The following is a 16,252-nucleotide window of genomic DNA, read 5'->3' on the forward strand; positions in this document are numbered from 1 at the left end:
GCATGTGCCGCGCGCACAACAAAAAAGGCCTGACAATGTCAGGCCTTAAAAGTACGACTGGCAAACAGGGGGTTATTGCTGGCTTTTGGTATAGCCCGGCCACATCATCAAAATAGAAATCAGTGTCAGCGAAAAGATAATCAGCGCCATGCCAGTGAGCTCCATGCCATCCGGCACTTCATTTAACTGGATCCAGGCCGCAATCACGCCGATCACCGGCGCCAGCATAGACGCCATACTCGCCACCCCGGCAGGCAGCCGCTGCAAGGCAAACAACCACAACAACCAGGCCAGGGCACCGCACAACACCACGTTAAACAACACGGCACCCACCAAATAAGGCGCCCACTGAATCGGTGGCGCTGGCACCAGCCAGGCAATCAACACCATCGGTAGCGATCCCAAAAACATCGGCCACGCCGTTAGATTGATTAAGTCTAAATCAGGATGACGCCGGTGTAATTGCTTGGTCATGATGGCAGACAATGCCCACGACACGCCGGACAACACCGCCAATAACATACTGAAGCTATCGGCACGGATGTGCAGCGGGTCAAAAATAAACAACATGCCCAACACGGCGGCAATCACGGCCAGCCATTGCCAGCCGTGCACGCGCTCACCCAGCATGGGCCAGGCGAATAACAGCGTCCAAAACGGCATGGTATAGGTCAACACCGCAGTTTTGCCCGCACCACCTTCTACCAGCGCCCACATCAGCACGCCGGTAAAACCGACGTTTTGTAGAATCCCCAGCAGCAACATGGTCGGAAACTCAGTCAAGCCCATCGGGCGGCGCGTCACATACAGCACCAAAAACAGCACCAGCGCCCCAAAAAACGTACGCATGGCCGCAAACTGAAACGGCCCGGCATATTGCAGCGCACTCTTCATCACTACCCAGTTATAACCCCAGATAATGGTGAGCACCAGCAGTGCCGTCAGCGCTTGCGAGCGTTGTTTAATCAGTTGATCCATATCTGCGATCCATGCGTCTTTTCGTTGATTAGTTCCAGATATGCGTCACAGCCAGCCACTGGCCATCAGCCTGTTTCTGGAACACCACTTGCACATTGCCGCCAAACTGCTGTTTAACGCCATCTTCGCCAACCATCGCTGCCGCCCAGCTGCCTGTTTGCGTCGCCAGTGTGTCAGTCACAATGGCTTCTTTCATGGTTAAGGCATGTTCAATCACACCGGCTTGAATCAAGCCACCAAAAAAGTCTGCCACGCCTTGGCGGCCTTTAACAACCGTACCGGCAGGGGCTGGCATTACAATCGCATCAGCGGCATACAAGGCCGCAATCGCTTGCGCGTTTTTGCTGTTAAAGGCAGCGTCAAATTGCTGGTTCAATGTGATTAAAGTATCGACAACAGTTGCCATGGTGAAACTCCTTCATTAAAAAACTAAATTGACTGATTAAAATCCCAGGCAGACATCCCGTGGTCTATCACGCCTAAAATGGCTTGCAAATCACTGCGCTGCTGCTCACCCAAGCCCTGCATGCATTGCCGCAAGCGCGTGTAATAATCTGGCATCACAGCATCCAGCTTGGTCTGGCCCGCTGCAGTCAGCTGTATTTTTACGCTGCGCCGGTCTTCCGGCACTGATACGCGCTGTACCAACCCACCCTGCTCCAGGCCATCCAGCAGGCCGGTCATGGTTGCACGCGTTACGCCCAGCTTTTCTGCCAGCACCGAAGGTGTTGAGGTCAGGTCAGCTTCGCGCATGAGCAAAATTAACACCCACCAGCGGCCTTGCAGCAAATCGTGCTTGCTGAGACAAGCATCGAGCGCAATCGACAAATCTGTCGCCACCCGCAACAACATCAAAAAACTGGCAATAGCCGTGACATCGGCCGCGGGATACCGTTGGGCAAACCGCTGCAGGATTTCTTGGGTAGGAAGATCTCTAAGTTGCAACATAATTAGCCTCATTATAATTAGCTAGCTAACTATGTCAAGAAAAATCTATGGTGTTGCTTATTTAAGCATGGGTGTATATTAGTTGCTTGTGCCTATGAAAGGAGGAAGTGATGAAGACGCTTCAACAAGTACTCTCTCATAAAACACACCAGGGCATTATCAGTATTGCGCCTAACCGGCCAGTGTACGATGCACTGGTTATTCTGGCGGAATATCAGATTGGTGCGCTGGCGGTGATCAAGGATGGCGAACTGGTGGGTATTTTCTCTGAGCGTGACTACGCGCGTGAAATTATCCTCAAGGGCCGCTCATCCAAAACAACGCAGATTAGCGAAGTGATGACCGAAAAGGTCATTACTGGTAAACCGGCAGAACTGGTAGAGTCGGCCATGAGCACCATGCTGGACAAACGCATCCGCCACTTGCCGGTGGTTGATAACGGCAAAATGCTGGGCATGCTGTCGATTGGCGACATTTTGAAAGAAACCATCAGCTACCAACAAGAGCTTATCAAACAGCTGGAAAGTTATATTCATAGCTAGACCAGCTTCACCAAGCACCACAATTGCAAAAAAGGGGAGCCATGCTCCCCTTTTTAACGAACTCAACACAGGTTTACCTATCAATACTCACTTACAAATACCTGGCCACCATTGCGTTATTCAAGCGACCAGCCGTCACTGGCAGTTTGACAAAGTGACCACTGCCTGCCGCTTGCTGTACGGCCGCACCATGTTTATCAAACAACTGTTCAACCACCAGGTCTCGGTTTCCGCTAGGGTGTATCAATTGCAACTTGTCGCCCACGGCAAATTTATTGCGTGCCTCAATTGAAGCCAGCCCGCGCTCGGCATCATATGCCACCACATCACCCACATATAAACTGCGGTTGGCGCTAGAGTGCCCTTGCACGTAATTCTGATGCTCGGCGGTATGGTGGCGCTGATAGAAACCATCGGTGTAACCGCGATTAGCCAGGTTCTCCAGCTCACCCAGCAAGCGCCAGTCAAATGGCCGTCCGGCCACCGCATCATCAATCGCCTGCCGGTAATTCTGGCAGGTGCGTGCCACGTAATAACGCGACTTGGTACGGCCTTCGATTTTGAGCGAATCTACACCGAGCGCAATCAGCTTTTCGACATGCTCAATCGCGCGCAAGTCTTTGCTGTTCATGATATAGGTACCGTGCTCGTCCTCCATGATCGGCAGCAATTCGCCTGGGCGGCCTTTTTCTTCAATCAAATAGACCTGATCGGCCGCCGGATGGCGTGGCAAAGAACCACACGACGACAGGCTGGATTTCTCCATTTCTGCCTGAAAATCAAACTCTTTCAAACGGACGACCCCTGCCGCATCGGGTTGCGCATCATGCACCTTATAATCCCAGCGGCAACTGTTGGTACACGTACCCTGATTCGGGTCACGCGAGTTGAAATAACCAGATAACAGGCAGCGGCCTGAGTACGCAATGCACAAGGCACCGTGCACAAATACTTCCAGCTCCATGTCCGGGCACTCCTGGCGGATTTCAGCGATCTCATCGAGTGACAATTCACGTGACAAAATCACCCGTGTCAGCCCCATGCGCTGCCAGAACTTGACCGAAGCATAATTGACCGCATTGGCCTGTACCGATAAATGAATCGGCATTTCTGGCCACTGCTCGCGCACCATCATAATCAGGCCGGGGTCAGCCATGATCAGCGCATCCGGCTGCATGGCGATCACCGGTGCCATGTCGCGCAGATAGGTTTTCACCTTGGCGTTGTGCGGCGAAATATTGCTGGCAACAAAAAATTGTTTGCCACGCGCATGCGCCTCCTCAATACCAATCGCCAGATTCTGTAGCGAAAAATCATTCTCACGCACACGCAAGCTGTAGCGGGGCTGCCCCGCATAAACCGCATCTGCGCCATAATCAAACGCGGTACGCATGCGGTCAAGATCACCGGCAGGCGCTAATAACTCGGGAGACTTCATACGCATTTAGTCGCCGATGATTTTCACCAGCACCCGTTTATTGCGGCGGCCATCAAACTCACCGTAAAAAATCTGTTCCCAAGGACCAAAATCTAATTGGCCTTCGGTAATCGCCACCACCACTTCGCGACCCATAATTTGACGCTTGATGTGCGCATCGGCATTGTCTTCGCCGGTATCATTGTGGCGATAACCGCTCACTGGCTCATGCGGGGCCAGTTTTTCCAGCCACACTTTATAGTCGTGGTGCAGGCCACGCTCGTCGTCATTGATAAACACGCTGGCCGAAATATGCATGGCATTAATCAATACCAGGCCTTCTCTCACACCGCTTTCGCGTACACACGCCACCACATCCTGCGTAATGTTCTTAAAGTCCATACGCGCTGAAATGTTAAACCACAGCTCTTTACGAAAACTCTTCATGTTGTCCCTTTCCCCAAAGCGGATATTTTAGCACCGTGACTAAAAAGTCATTTGTCATAAAACAAGAAAGGCCTCCGAAGAGGCCTTTCCGTATTGCTTTTTTGCTAGCTGTGCACATCCAGCGTGTGCGTGAAAGTTTTACCTTCATTATCTGTTGCCGTCACTTCCAGCTTGCCCGGCGCATCTGGCACAAAACTAAATTTCATGTAAGGATCCTCACTGGTGCCCACGCCCACATCTACCGTCATCACCTCTTTACCGTTGTAGGTAAAGGTTGCCTTGTTGATATAAAACGCAGGCACATAACCTTGTGATACCAGGTCGCGCTGCAAGCCAGTACGCATGACATGACGGATATTAAACGTGGCGGTTGCTGGCTCACCAAACTTGGGCGCATCGACGTTTAGTTTGATTTTACCGGCCGCTGCGCGCACTTCGCTTTCGTTGTTATCGACAGTGCCGCCACAGCCGCCCGCTGCACGAATCTCACGCTTACCCATATACAACTTGCCATCGGCGGTTTCGCCAATCAGCCGCACAAAAGAGTCAGTTTCCTGACGGATGCGGGTGGCCATTTGAAAACCATTTAGCATATCGGTTAAATGATAGGTTGAAGCGAGTTGAATCGGGTTGGCATCGACAATCACATACAGTTTTTTGAGCACCACACCATTAGCAGCCGCTTTGTCGTAGATAAACGTCACCGGCACTTGTGCGCCACTTTCAGCACGTCGCGGACCCTCAACTTTGAGAAACTCGACCTCCTGAATATCCCGCTTGGGGAAAAATGCTTCCTTCACCACCGTCCATAATTTAGGGTCTGCCTCTGCCTGCGCCACACCACTCAAACACACCGCAGACAACCCTAATACCAACATCCACATTTTTTTCATTTTATTCCCCTGTTCAAACAAATCATTTCATTTGTATGTCACGGATTTTCTTATGGATACGCTACCACAATATGTGATGCATATCACAATGATCAAAGTTTACTCGGGTCGCCCGAGGGTCGCATCTCATAGTTTGGGTCGGCATATTCGGTAAAATTGAGCTCAACCCCATTGCCCGCCGGGTCACGCATATTCATCTGGCGAATACCGTTGGCCAAAATACGTGTAGTGTAAGCCACGCCAACCGCCTGCAAATGCAACTCCATGGCAGGCATATCATGGGCATTAAACGAAACATGATCATAGGTGCCATGCACGTGTAGCTGGGGCGGCTCAGCCGTTTTATACTCAGCCAAATGCACCACAGCCTGCTTGCCGATATACAACCAGTAGCCGTAGGTGGTGCTGGCCACACGCTTACCCACCGTTAACCCCAATACGTCGCAATAAAAATCGCGTAACTGATGCATGGTGTCGCGGTCAGTGCGAAAGTTGACGTGATCAATTCCTGTCAATGGCATGATTTTCCAATCTAATGAGTGCCGTGTAAAAAATGTGAGCGAATAATCTGCGCAATATAGTACAAAAACTAATGCCCTTCAAATTGACACAGGACAAATGGTTGGACGCCACTGGCCTGCAATTGTTGCAAGCCGCCCAAGTCTGGCAAATCAATGACGAAACCAGCATGCGCAACCACCCCGCCAAGCTGGCGAATCAAAGCCACAGCGGCCAGGGCGGTACCGCCCGTTGCAATCAGGTCATCCACCAGCAATATCTGCTCGCCTGCGGTAATGGCATCGGTATGCAACTGCAGCGCATCGTCACCATATTCAAGCATGTAGGTCTGTGAAATGCTGGCCGCAGGCAGTTTGCCAGGCTTACGCACGGGCACAAAGCCTAAACTCAGCTTGCTGGCTAGCGCCGCGCCAATGATAAAGCCACGCGCCTCAATCGCCACCACTTTATCAAGTGCAACATCGGCATAATGCAAAGCGAGTGCATCAATTGCCGCATTAAAGGCTGTCGCATCCTTGAGCAAAGTCGTGATGTCGCGAAACTGGATCCCCGCTTTAGGGTAGTCTGCAACGGTTCGTATGTAAGCGGTCAGATCTATCATGCCTTCGCCCAAAAATCAGCCTTCATCTAAAAAAGCTTAGTCCCAATAAAAAACGCGCCCACCCTCTGGTAGACGCGCTTTGATTGTCTGCATTGGCCTGCCACACAAGCCTGGCTGGCTTATTGCCCAGCTGCGTTTTGCTGACGCACGCGAATATGCAATTCGCGCAACTGTTTCTCGTCTACCTCGTTTGGCGCATTGGTCATCAGACATTGCGCGCGCTGGGTTTTCGGGAAAGCAATCACGTCACGGATAGACTCGGCACCGGCCATCAGCGTCACCAGACGATCCAAGCCGAAGGCGAGGCCACCATGCGGCGGCGCACCGTATTGCAACGCGTCAAGCAAGAAGCCAAATTTTTCTTGTGCTTCTTCACGGCTGATTTTCAGTGCATCAAACACTTTAGATTGCACGTCTTGTTTGTGGATACGCACAGAACCGCCGCCCACTTCCCAACCATTGAGCACCATGTCATAGGCTTTGGACAAGCAAGCGCCTGGATTGCTGACCAGCAAGTCTTCATGGCCATCTTTAGGCGCCGTGAACGGATGATGCAGCGCAACCCAACGGTCATTCTCTTCATCATGCTCAAACATCGGGAAATCGACCACCCATAATGGTGCCCAGGCACGGCCATCAACATGGCCTTTTTCGTGGCCAACTTTGGTACGCAACGCGCCCAAAGCCTCGTTAACAACTTTGGCTTTATCTGCGCCAAAAAAGACGATGTCACCGTTTTGCGCACCAGTGCGCTCAATAATGGCTTGCAAGGCATTGACGTGAATGTTTTTTACAATCGGGCTTTGCAGGCCTTCCTCGTTGAGCTTGGTGATGTCGTTGATCTTGATATAAGCAAGACCTTTAGCACCGTAGATTTTGACAAACTCAGTGTATGCGTCAATTTCAGAGCGGCTGATCGCAGCGCCATTAGGCACACGAATCGCAGCCACGCGGCCACCCGCCATATTGGCGGCACCAGCAAATACTTTAAAATCCACATCTTTCATCACATCGCTCAGCTCAGTGATTTCGAGCGTCACGCGCATGTCGGGCTTGTCAGAACCGTAACGGTTCATGGCCTCGCTAAACGGCATGCGTGGAAACTTGGCTGGCAGATCAACATCCTGCACCTTTTTAAGCATGCGACGGATCATCTCTTCGACGATGTCCATGATTTCATTTTCTTCCAGGAACGAGGTCTCGATATCGACCTGGGTGAATTCTGGCTGGCGGTCTGCACGTAAATCTTCGTCGCGGAAACATTTGGTGATCTGGAAGTAACGGTCAAAACCGGACACCATCAACAATTGTTTAAACAACTGCGGTGATTGCGGCAAGGCAAAGAACATACCGTGGTGTACCCGCGATGGCACCAGGTAATCACGCGCGCCTTCTGGCGTCGAACGCGTCAGCATTGGCGTTTCAACTTCAATAAAACCGTTGTCATCCAGGTAATCACGCAGATTTTTTGCCACTTTGTAGCGCAGCATCATGTTTTTTTGCATGGCCGGACGGCGCAAGTCGATGTATCTATGCTCAAGACGCACAGTCTCGGTCAGGTTGTCATCATCCAGCATGAAAGGAGGTGTCAATGAAGCATTTAACACTTCAATTTCGGTTGCCAGCATCTCGACTTCGCCGGTTGGCAAATTGGCGTTCACAGTACCTTCAGGACGCGCACGCACTTTACAGACCACGCGCAAGACAAACTCGCTACGTACGGTTTCAGCAATGGCGAATGCACCTTTGGTGTCCGGGTCAATCACGATTTGTGCCAGACCTTCGCGATCACGCAAATCAATGAAAATCACGCCGCCGTGGTCGCGACGACGGTGGGCCCAGCCACACAGTGTCACGGTTTGTCCAATGTGTTCGCGGTTCAAATGGCCGCAATAATGTGTACGCATCATAATAATTTTATAAAGTTTAAAGGGGTGTTGCGGTTAATGGTGTTTAGGCAAGGGCGCCACTGTACCCATGCTAATGATGTATTTCAAGGCCTGATCCACGCTCATATCAAGTGCAACCACATCCGCCTTGGGCAGCATCAGAAAGAAACCTGAGGTCGGGTTAGGCGTGGTCGGCACATAAACACTCACATACTCCCCTTGCAAGTGATTGGCGACATCGCCGCCTGGTGTGCCGGTTAAAAAGGCTATCGTCCATACGCCCTGGCGCGGGTACTCAATCAGCAGTGCCTGACGAAAAGCATTACCGGAATCAGAAAACAGGGTATCAGACACTTGCTTGACGCTGGAATAAATGGATTTAACCACCGGCACGCGAATCAGCAAGCCCTCCCAGAGTTCAATCAATTGCTGGCCAAAAATATTGGTTGCCACCAGACCCGTCGCCAGCACAATGCCCACGGTCAAAATCACACCAAAGCCAGGAATATCGACACCCAACCAAACCTCCGGGCGCCAGGCAGCTGGCAATAACAGCAAACTTTGATCCAGCGTTTGCACTAAAGTTTTAAGCACCCACACCGTAATAAACAGTGGGACCAGCACCAGCAAACCTGTAATGAAATATTTTTTCATGCGTCTTGTTTTTTAATGGCAGGCACAGCCTGGGTTGCACTTGGCAGCCTCAGCCGCCGGGGCAGATTCAGTTGATTGAGTACTTGTTTTTGCCTGACTGTTTTTAAAGTCAGTGGCATACCAGCCACTGCCGGTTAGTTGAAAATTAGGCGCAGACACCTGCTTGCTAAACGTTTGCTGCGCACATTTTGGACACGCATCAACAGAGGGCGCAGACACCTTGCGCATCAGCTCCTGCTGGTAACCACACGCTGTACATTGAAAATCGTAGATAGGCATTTATTAACACAACCTGAAGGGCAACTTGCTGAAAAATTTCACCAACATCAATTATACCTGATTCGGGTTACAAATCACTAAAAGCACTGCGATGTATTTGAATTAAAAAGACTTTAAGGAACAGGCCATGCCACAACTTTCACTCAAAATGCCTTTTATGGTGTCCATGCTGTTTTTTTTGGGATTAGTCAGCCGCGACTTAAATACGCACCATGCGTTACTACTCATGAGTCATCAGGCCGCGCCCGGCAAAATGGCTAGGCTACATCTGGCCGACATACTCTACACCGAACCTACGCTCAAAATCAGAAAACTGAAATAAATGCCTAGCCTGACAGTTGCTCGTCGTAAGCGGACTGGCCCAGTAAGGCTTCGGCACCACTGGCATCCGGCGCCAGCTTAAACAACCAGGTCGTATAAGGATGATCATTGATCTTTTCTGGTGCTGATAGCGCATCTTCATTAATGGCCTGCACCACGCCAGTGAGGGGCGCATAAATATCCGAGCCCGTTTTCACCGACTCAATCAAGCCGCACACACTGAACTGCTGCACCGACTGACCAACTTTTGGCGGATCCACAAACACCACATCGCCCAACATATTCTGCGCGTAATCGGTGATACCAACCAACCATAAGCCATCTTCAGACTGCGCTGCCCAAGTGTGGTCTTTAGAAAAGAAGTATTTCAAGCCTGCTGACATAGGATTTAAAAATCAGAAGTTTAGTGGATAATTATTGTGCCATAGTCTGGGAAACGCGCCAAAACTTATTCAGGCAGGCCGTCAATTGGTTTAACTTTTTACAATAGAAAATTGCGATAAGTGATTGACGCTGAATAAGAACTGGGCAATAATGAAATGGGTTTCAGGAAGGTTGATTATGAGTTTTTATAAGCATTGTCTTAAAGTTTTGCTAATGTGTTCCATCGCTTTTGCACCTGCGGGTCAAGCCACAGCAAAGTCACCTTCTAAAAAACACAGTGTTTCTGTCGCCAAAAGCAAAAAATACAGCAGCAGAGCTTCGTCGCAATACCGTGTTAACCCCGAAAAAACCAAATCCATGCGCCCGGTCAAACTGCACGCGCATGCCAGAAAATCAGCCAGGCCTGCCATTGATGCAGAAATGTTTGATTCTTTTGAAGGTAAATCATCAGCTAGCAGTGGCAATCTCTCCATCGCCTCTACCAAAGCCTTGGTGATGAACCAGAACACGCACGAAATCATCTACTCTAAAAATCTGGATACACCCACACCCATTGCCTCGGTCACAAAACTGATGACTGCCATGGTGGTGTTGGATGCAAAACTAAACCTGAATGACCAGGTTTCGATCACCGACATGGACGTAGATTACCTGAAAGGGACTTCTTCACGCCTGCCGGTTGGCACCACAATGACGCGCGAAGACATGCTGAATCTGGCCTTGATCGCTTCAGAAAACCGTGCCGCCTCTGCACTGGCAACCAACTACCCGGGCGGCAAAGCGCGTTTTATTCAAGACATGAACGCCAAAGCAGCCAGCCTCGGCATGATGAACACCCACTTTGAAGACTCAACCGGCCTGACCAGCAACAATGTGTCTACCGCGATGGACCTGGCAAAAATGGTACATGCTGCCTACCAATACCCGTTGATTCGTCAAATAACCACCACTTCTGACTACGACTTGAATGTCGGCAGCAGACGCCAACCGATACATTTTCACAACACTAATGCGCTGGTACGTGAAAGCACCAACAGTAGCTGGGAAATCGGCCTCTCAAAAACCGGCTACATCAGTGAAGCAGGTCGCTGCCTGGTGATGCAAGCCACCATTGCGGGCGAACCGCTGATTTTGGTGTTACTGGATTCAGTTGGCAAACTGACCCGTATCGGTGATGCCAGACGCATTAAAAAGTGGATGGAGCATAACTACAGCACACTGACGTCACACAACGATGGCGGCATTGTATTGACCGGGCTCTCCATGAGCAGAACATTGGGCGACGAAGCCAATTAACAGGCAAACTCAATCGCAGGGTTAAAGCAACTTATTAACCACTGAACAGTTCAAACAAAAAACCCGCGATATTCGCGGGTTTTTTATTATCTGACCAACATGCTAACTAATGTTCTGCCCCATCAAACTCGGGATCATAACCCTCAGTGATAGCTGCTTTTTGCTTGCGCTCTTTCCACTGCTTACGCAACACATCTTTCTTTTCAGGGCTTAGGCTTTGAAATTGCTGATAACGCTTGCGCGCATTTTCGCGCTCATAGGGCGTCATGCGGCTCCACTTAACCAATTGATGCTGAATGCGCTGCTGTTTTTGCGCATCCATTTTCGGATACTCTTTGGCAATATCCAGCATTTTTTCACGCTGCCATGGGCGCAAGGTATCCCATTCGCCGCCCAACGGTGATAACACTGCGCGCTGCTGATCGGTCAGGTGTGACCATGTCACATTAGCCGCAGGATCATCAGGCGACAAATCATTTTTGATCGCACCAATATCTGCCATGGCAAGCCAGCGCTGGCCTGGCTCACTGTCAGCTGCGTTGGCATTGACTGGCAAACAGCTGCTTGCACATACCGCCCACACTACCCACCCTAATAAAACAGAATGATTTTGCATCATTTCTCATTGTTCCAATGACTCATTATTCTCTTCATCACGACAAGCATTTGCTTTTAACCCAGCTAAATCGCTCAAATATTTTCTGAATATTGCCAGGCGTCGAAGCCGCTATCGACAAATGCTTCGACAGGTAAATCATCACTCAACAACATGGCATCATCATTATGGCTGGCAGTCAAAACAAACAGCCCAACCGCAAAAAAGACAGACAAGGCTGCCATACCGGCCATACGAGGATGACCAAACGAAGCCCAGGACAGCGCATCTGCCCAACCGTGGCCAGCTTGGCTTGATTCAGCAAACCGCGCCAATGCAGCTTGTCGCGCATCAGCCAGACGCGCCTCCACCCCGGCAGGTAATGGCCGGTCATCTTGCTTAAGCCACTCAACACCTTCGCGCAGAGGGGTAGGCAAGTCGTCTTCAGGATGACGTTGTTTCCTCATGGCTTCACTCCTTCTTTTGTAACTTGCGGGTTCCGATCCCGGTGTGCTCTAGCGATGTAGATAACGCACTCACTGCTCGCGAACAATGCGTTTTAACACTGCCTTCTGAACAACCCATGACCGATGCCGTTTCAGCAACATCCAACTCTTCCCAATAACGCAGCACAAACGCTTCGCGTTGACGTAAAGGTAATTTTGCCAATGCTTTTTCGATCAGGGCCATGATTTGCGACCGCGCCAACTGATCGGCGGGGTCACTGTCTGCACTTTCTACCTCTATGGTTTCCAGTGGATCATAATCTTCGTCTTCGGACTGGCCGAAAGACGAAAACAGCGTGGTCCACAGGTTACGTACTTTTTGCCGACGCCAGTAATCGCGCATGGTATTTTGCAAAATACGCTGGAACAGCATGGGATATTCTTCAGCCGGTTTGCTGGCGTATTTATCAGCCAGCTTCAGCATGGCGTCCTGCACAATATCTAGCGCAGCATGGTCATCACGCACGGCATACGCGGTTTGCCTAAACGCCCGTTTTTCAACCTGACGTAAAAAATCCGATAATTCTTGCGCACTTGCCACTACAAATCCTCTTCCCCGAGATCATCAGTGTTTGGCACTGACGCACGTGCTTTTTTCGCGACATTGTTGTGACTTATGAGGTGTCATCCAATAAATATGCACCGTTTTATCTCCCTGTCGCCTGCGAGTATATCAGTTTTAAATTTATTTACTGTTAGAATAAGCCCGATAGCAGCGAAAGTTCGGCCACTCTTTATGACGACTAAAATAATAAATCCTATCCCCCTGCTCAACCAGTCGCACACTGCGCATGCCGCTGTTGCTCAGCATGCGCCCATGAGGTCAATGGCATGATTACGTCTGCCAGCACCGCCTCGTCAGAAAAAACACCAGACAGCCAGCATTTGCGGCTTTACAGCCTGTTTCGCCTGGGCGCTTCTGGCATGCTGTTTGGCAGCCAGCTGTGGCCTTACTTTAAAAATGCACCCTCAGAGCCTGCATCCTCGTTCTGGTTACTGCTGATCTTCTTTTTATATGCCATTGCCATCAGCGTCAGCTTTGAATCATTGCAGTGCAAACGTGGCCTGGCATTAAAAATCCAAACCAGCCTGGACATCGTATTTTTGGCGCTGATGATGCACTTTTTGCCGGGCAACCAAAGCGGCATCGGGCTGCTGCTGATTATCAACATCATTTTTGCAGGCTTGATCAGTGATGGCCGCTTTGCTCTGTTTTATGCCGCGATTGCCACCATCGGCATTTTGATCGAAAACACATTTCAGGTCATACACCGCAATCTGCCACTTAACGATTACAGCAATGCCGTACTGTTGTCATTAAGCTGTTTTGCGACCGCCTGGCTGGCGCAAACCTTGACCACACGCATGCAAAGCAGCGAAAATCTGGCCACCCAGCGCGGCCAGGATATTGAGTATCTGGCAAAAACCAATGCGCTGATTACACAAGAAATGCCCAACGGCGTGCTGGTGATTGATCAACATCAGCGACTCAAGCATTACAACCAGCAAGCCTGCAACCTGCTGGGGCAGGAAGAGATGACGCTGCAAGCGGCCATCCAATTACAAACACCACTGATAGAGCTGATGCCTGCAGTGATGCAACTGCTGCAGTCATCCCCCGCCAGCACACTCGCCGCGGCCGACGCCATCAAACTCAGCATCAATAATCGCGATTTAGGCATCCGCTTTCACCCTATCTCCGAGAGTATTGATAACGGCGTGGTGATTTTTATTGAAGACTGGTCACAAATTCAAACACAAGCGCACCAGGTCAAACTGGCCGCGCTGGGGCGACTCACCGCCAATATCGCACATGAAATCCGTAATCCGCTCAGCGCCATCAGCCACGCAACCCAGCTCATGCAAGAAGATACGCAGCAACCTGGCACGCAGCGCATGCTGCAAATTATTTCTGACAATGTGCAGCGGCTCGATCAGATTATCAAGGACGTGCTGGAGCTTAACCGGCGCGACCGGACCAATCAGGAACAGCTCAATATCAACCATTTTGTACAAGAGTTTTACCAGCAGTTTTGTGCGGTAGAAAAAATTGACCTGAGCCACTTTACGCTGGACCTGCCCGCCAAAGAGAGTGTCATTGTTTTTGACCGCCGGCATATCAACCAGATTTTGTGGAATTTATGTAAGAATGGCTGGCGACATAGCCAGCAGCATGCCCAAAGTTTGCAACTGAAGGTGGTGGGCGATAAAAGCGGTCAATTTATTCACTTGCTGGTCAAAGACGACGGCAGCGGATTGGATCCAAAAATTCAGCCGCACTTGTTTGAGCCTTTTATGACCACCGAAAAAACCGGCACCGGATTGGGTTTATTTATCGCCCGTGAACTGGCCGAAGCCAATGGCGCAAAATTAAATTACACCAGCAGTGCCAATGGCACACAATTTTCACTGACAGTTAAAAAGGCAATCGTTTAAATGGCAAATTCTTATCGTTGTCTGGTGGTCGATGACGAGACCGATATTCGAGAACTCGTGGTGCTGACCTTGGAGCGCATGGGCATACAGGCAGAAAGTGCCAGCTCGGTGACTGACGCAAAATATATGCTGAACTCGTTTAGCTATGACCTTTGCCTAACCGATATGCGCCTGCCGGATGGCTTGGGGTTAGAGCTGGTGCAACATATCAATGCGCAATTCCCTGGCTTGCCAGTGGCCGTGATTACCGCTTTTGGCAGCGCAGAAAATGCCGTCTCGGCTTTAAAAGCAGGCGCTTACGACTACATCACCAAGCCGATTTCGCTCAAACAATTACGGCCACTGGTAGAGTCTGCGCTCAAACTGTCTTCGCAAAAAGAATCGCAAGGCGCCAATACGGTTGACCTGATAGGTGCGTCATCCGCCATGGGCTATGTGCGGACCATGATCGCCAAACTGGCACGCAGCCAGGCACCGGTGTATATCAGCGGCGAGTCTGGCAGCGGTAAAGAGCTGGCAGCGAGGCTGATTCACCTTAACAGCTCGCGTAAAGACCAGTCTTTTATTGCAGTGAACTGTGGCGCTATCCCCGAAAACCTGATGGAAAGCGAGTTTTTTGGCTATAAAAAAGGCGCGTTTACCGGTGCGATTCAAGACACTCAAGGCTTGTTTCAAGCGGCCAACGGCGGCACGCTGTTTCTGGATGAAGTCGCCGATTTACCCCTGGCGATGCAGGTGAAACTGCTGCGCGCAATTCAGGAGAAGAAAGTACGCGTGGTGGGTAACACCAGTGAAGAGGCGGTGGACGTACGGATTATTTCTGCAACGCATAAAAACCTGAATGCGATGATGGAAAAAGGTGAGTTTCGCCAGGATTTATATTACCGCCTGAATGTGATTCAACTCAAAATGCCATCTTTGCGTGAGCGGCCCGAAGATATCCCTGAGCTGACTGAACGCTTGCTGGCTAAATTATGCCTGATGCAGGGTATAGCAATCCCTGGCATTGCAGATGAAGCCAAAGTGTATATTCAGCAACTGCCTTTTCATGGCAATGTGCGTGAACTTGAGAACATGCTGGAGCGCGCGCTGGCATTATGTGATGGGCTCAGCATCACGATTGCTGACCTCTCGCTGGAGGAAATACCCGCCAGCCTGAGCGACAAACCAGTGCTACCCTGGAACCCGCCTGCGATTGAAACCGCAATGAGCCAGAGCCCGACCACCTTGCTTAACCCTGCAGCCGCTGAGCACAACCCAGCTACCAGCAGCTTGGCCCCCGGCAGTACCATGCTGCCGATGGATATTAGTTTGTCTGACTACCTGGAAGACATTGAGAAGCGCACCATTTTGCAGGCATTGGAAAAAACCAACAACAACAAAACGGCTGCTGCCAAATTGCTGGGCATCAGCTTCCGCACCTTGCGTTACCGCTTATCTAAACTGGGGCTTTCCAAAGAGCAGGATCCAGACCTGGAAGATGCTGAAGGCGATGAAGAGTAAAAGCCGGTGAATAAAAAAAGGGCGACTGCTTAGTCGCCCTTTTT

General features: G+C 50.5%; 20 protein-coding genes. 5 read left to right on the forward strand and 15 right to left on the reverse strand.

The features are described from left to right. Positions 1-72 precede the first annotated feature (72 nt). From METH5_RS0104520 to METH5_RS0104530, 3 genes are read right to left on the reverse strand one after another with little or no spacing between them, the layout of a single operon-like run. Positions 73-978 (reverse strand): DMT family transporter, encoded by a 906-nt coding sequence (locus METH5_RS0104520; RefSeq protein WP_029147388.1) that lies wholly within the window; start codon positions 976-978, stop codon positions 73-75. 28 nt (positions 979-1,006) lie between these two features. Continuing rightward, positions 1,007-1,384, reverse strand: a complete 378-nt coding sequence (locus METH5_RS0104525; protein ID WP_029147389.1) for a nuclear transport factor 2 family protein — start codon at positions 1,382-1,384, stop codon at positions 1,007-1,009. Between the two features lie 23 nt (positions 1,385-1,407). Next, positions 1,408-1,926, reverse strand: a complete 519-nt coding sequence (locus METH5_RS0104530; protein ID WP_029147390.1) for a MarR family winged helix-turn-helix transcriptional regulator — start codon at positions 1,924-1,926, stop codon at positions 1,408-1,410. 110 nt (positions 1,927-2,036) lie between these two features. Between METH5_RS0104530 and METH5_RS0104535 the strand changes: the two genes are divergently transcribed. Beyond that, positions 2,037-2,468, forward strand: coding sequence for a CBS domain-containing protein (locus tag METH5_RS0104535; RefSeq protein ID WP_029147391.1), 432 nt, complete (start codon positions 2,037-2,039; stop codon positions 2,466-2,468). Between the two features lie 91 nt (positions 2,469-2,559). On the opposite strand, the gene yegQ is transcribed toward METH5_RS0104535, so the two are convergent. The 8 genes from yegQ to METH5_RS0104575 all read right to left on the reverse strand — a co-directional run bounded on the left by yegQ (position 2,560) and on the right by METH5_RS0104575 (position 9,167). Beyond that, positions 2,560-3,906, reverse strand: a complete 1,347-nt coding sequence (gene yegQ / locus METH5_RS0104540) for a tRNA 5-hydroxyuridine modification protein YegQ (RefSeq protein ID WP_029147392.1) — start codon at positions 3,904-3,906, stop codon at positions 2,560-2,562. Positions 3,907-3,912: 6 nt separating this feature from the next. Then, positions 3,913-4,332: a secondary thiamine-phosphate synthase enzyme YjbQ gene (locus METH5_RS0104545; RefSeq protein WP_029147393.1), complete on the reverse strand. Its 420-nt coding sequence runs from the start codon at positions 4,330-4,332 to the stop codon at positions 3,913-3,915. 104 nt (positions 4,333-4,436) lie between these two features. Beyond that, the gene (locus METH5_RS0104550; RefSeq protein WP_029147394.1) at positions 4,437-5,225 is read right to left on the reverse strand and encodes a quinoprotein dehydrogenase-associated SoxYZ-like carrier; all 789 of its coding nucleotides are present in this window, start codon (positions 5,223-5,225) and stop codon (positions 4,437-4,439) included. A gap of 92 nt (positions 5,226-5,317) precedes the next feature. Further along, a complete protein-coding gene (locus METH5_RS0104555; RefSeq protein ID WP_029147395.1) occupies positions 5,318-5,746 on the reverse strand; it encodes a VOC family protein in 429 nt (142 codons plus the stop codon). Positions 5,747-5,814: 68 nt separating this feature from the next. After that, positions 5,815-6,345, reverse strand: coding sequence for an adenine phosphoribosyltransferase (locus METH5_RS0104560; RefSeq protein ID WP_029147396.1), 531 nt, complete (start codon positions 6,343-6,345; stop codon positions 5,815-5,817). A gap of 119 nt (positions 6,346-6,464) precedes the next feature. Beyond that, entirely contained in the window at positions 6,465-8,255 is a 1,791-nt protein-coding gene (gene aspS / locus METH5_RS0104565) for an aspartate--tRNA ligase (protein ID WP_029147397.1), read from the reverse strand. 33 nt (positions 8,256-8,288) lie between these two features. Then, positions 8,289-8,888 carry a DUF502 domain-containing protein gene (locus tag METH5_RS0104570; RefSeq protein ID WP_029147398.1) on the reverse strand — a complete coding sequence of 200 codons (600 nt, stop codon included), beginning with the start codon at positions 8,886-8,888 and terminating at the stop codon, positions 8,289-8,291. 12 nt (positions 8,889-8,900) lie between these two features. Beyond that, a complete protein-coding gene (locus METH5_RS0104575; RefSeq protein WP_029147399.1) occupies positions 8,901-9,167 on the reverse strand; it encodes an FmdB family zinc ribbon protein in 267 nt (88 codons plus the stop codon). A gap of 127 nt (positions 9,168-9,294) precedes the next feature. On the opposite strand from METH5_RS0104575, the gene METH5_RS0104580 reads away from it, so the two are divergent. Then, entirely contained in the window at positions 9,295-9,489 is a 195-nt protein-coding gene (locus METH5_RS0104580) for a hypothetical protein (protein ID WP_029147400.1), read from the forward strand. A 4-nt stretch (positions 9,490-9,493) separates the two neighbouring features. On the opposite strand, the gene METH5_RS0104585 is transcribed toward METH5_RS0104580, so the two are convergent. Continuing rightward, entirely contained in the window at positions 9,494-9,871 is a 378-nt protein-coding gene (locus tag METH5_RS0104585; protein ID WP_029147401.1) for a glycine cleavage system protein H, read from the reverse strand. A gap of 214 nt (positions 9,872-10,085) precedes the next feature. Here METH5_RS0104585 and pbpG point away from each other — a divergent pair, with 214 nt between their 5' ends. Next, entirely contained in the window at positions 10,086-11,168 is a 1,083-nt protein-coding gene (gene pbpG, locus METH5_RS0104590) for a D-alanyl-D-alanine endopeptidase (RefSeq protein ID WP_029147402.1), read from the forward strand. Positions 11,169-11,274: 106 nt separating this feature from the next. Here the strand turns inward: pbpG and METH5_RS0104595 are convergent, their stop codons facing one another. The 3 genes from METH5_RS0104595 to METH5_RS0104605 all read right to left on the reverse strand — a co-directional run bounded on the left by METH5_RS0104595 (position 11,275) and on the right by METH5_RS0104605 (position 12,810). Beyond that, the gene (locus METH5_RS0104595; RefSeq protein WP_051412992.1) at positions 11,275-11,670 is read right to left on the reverse strand and encodes a DUF3106 domain-containing protein; all 396 of its coding nucleotides are present in this window, start codon (positions 11,668-11,670) and stop codon (positions 11,275-11,277) included. Between the two features lie 188 nt (positions 11,671-11,858). Further along, positions 11,859-12,230 carry a DUF3619 family protein gene (locus METH5_RS0104600; RefSeq protein WP_029147404.1) on the reverse strand — a complete coding sequence of 124 codons (372 nt, stop codon included), beginning with the start codon at positions 12,228-12,230 and terminating at the stop codon, positions 11,859-11,861. Positions 12,231-12,234: 4 nt separating this feature from the next. Then, positions 12,235-12,810 carry an RNA polymerase sigma factor gene (locus METH5_RS0104605; protein WP_029147405.1) on the reverse strand — a complete coding sequence of 192 codons (576 nt, stop codon included), beginning with the start codon at positions 12,808-12,810 and terminating at the stop codon, positions 12,235-12,237. A gap of 290 nt (positions 12,811-13,100) precedes the next feature. Between METH5_RS0104605 and METH5_RS0104610 the strand changes: the two genes are divergently transcribed. After that, positions 13,101-14,705, forward strand: a complete 1,605-nt coding sequence (locus METH5_RS0104610) for a nitrogen regulation protein NR(II) (protein ID WP_232410949.1) — start codon at positions 13,101-13,103, stop codon at positions 14,703-14,705. Then, on the forward strand, positions 14,706-16,208 hold the full coding sequence (locus tag METH5_RS0104615) for a sigma-54 dependent transcriptional regulator (protein ID WP_029147407.1): 1,503 nt from the start codon (positions 14,706-14,708) through the stop codon (positions 16,206-16,208). Positions 16,209-16,252: the final 44 nt, after the last annotated feature.

The sequence above is a fragment of the Methylophilus sp. 5 genome, assembly GCF_000515275.1.
Classification (GTDB): Bacteria; Pseudomonadota; Gammaproteobacteria; order Burkholderiales; family Methylophilaceae; genus Methylophilus.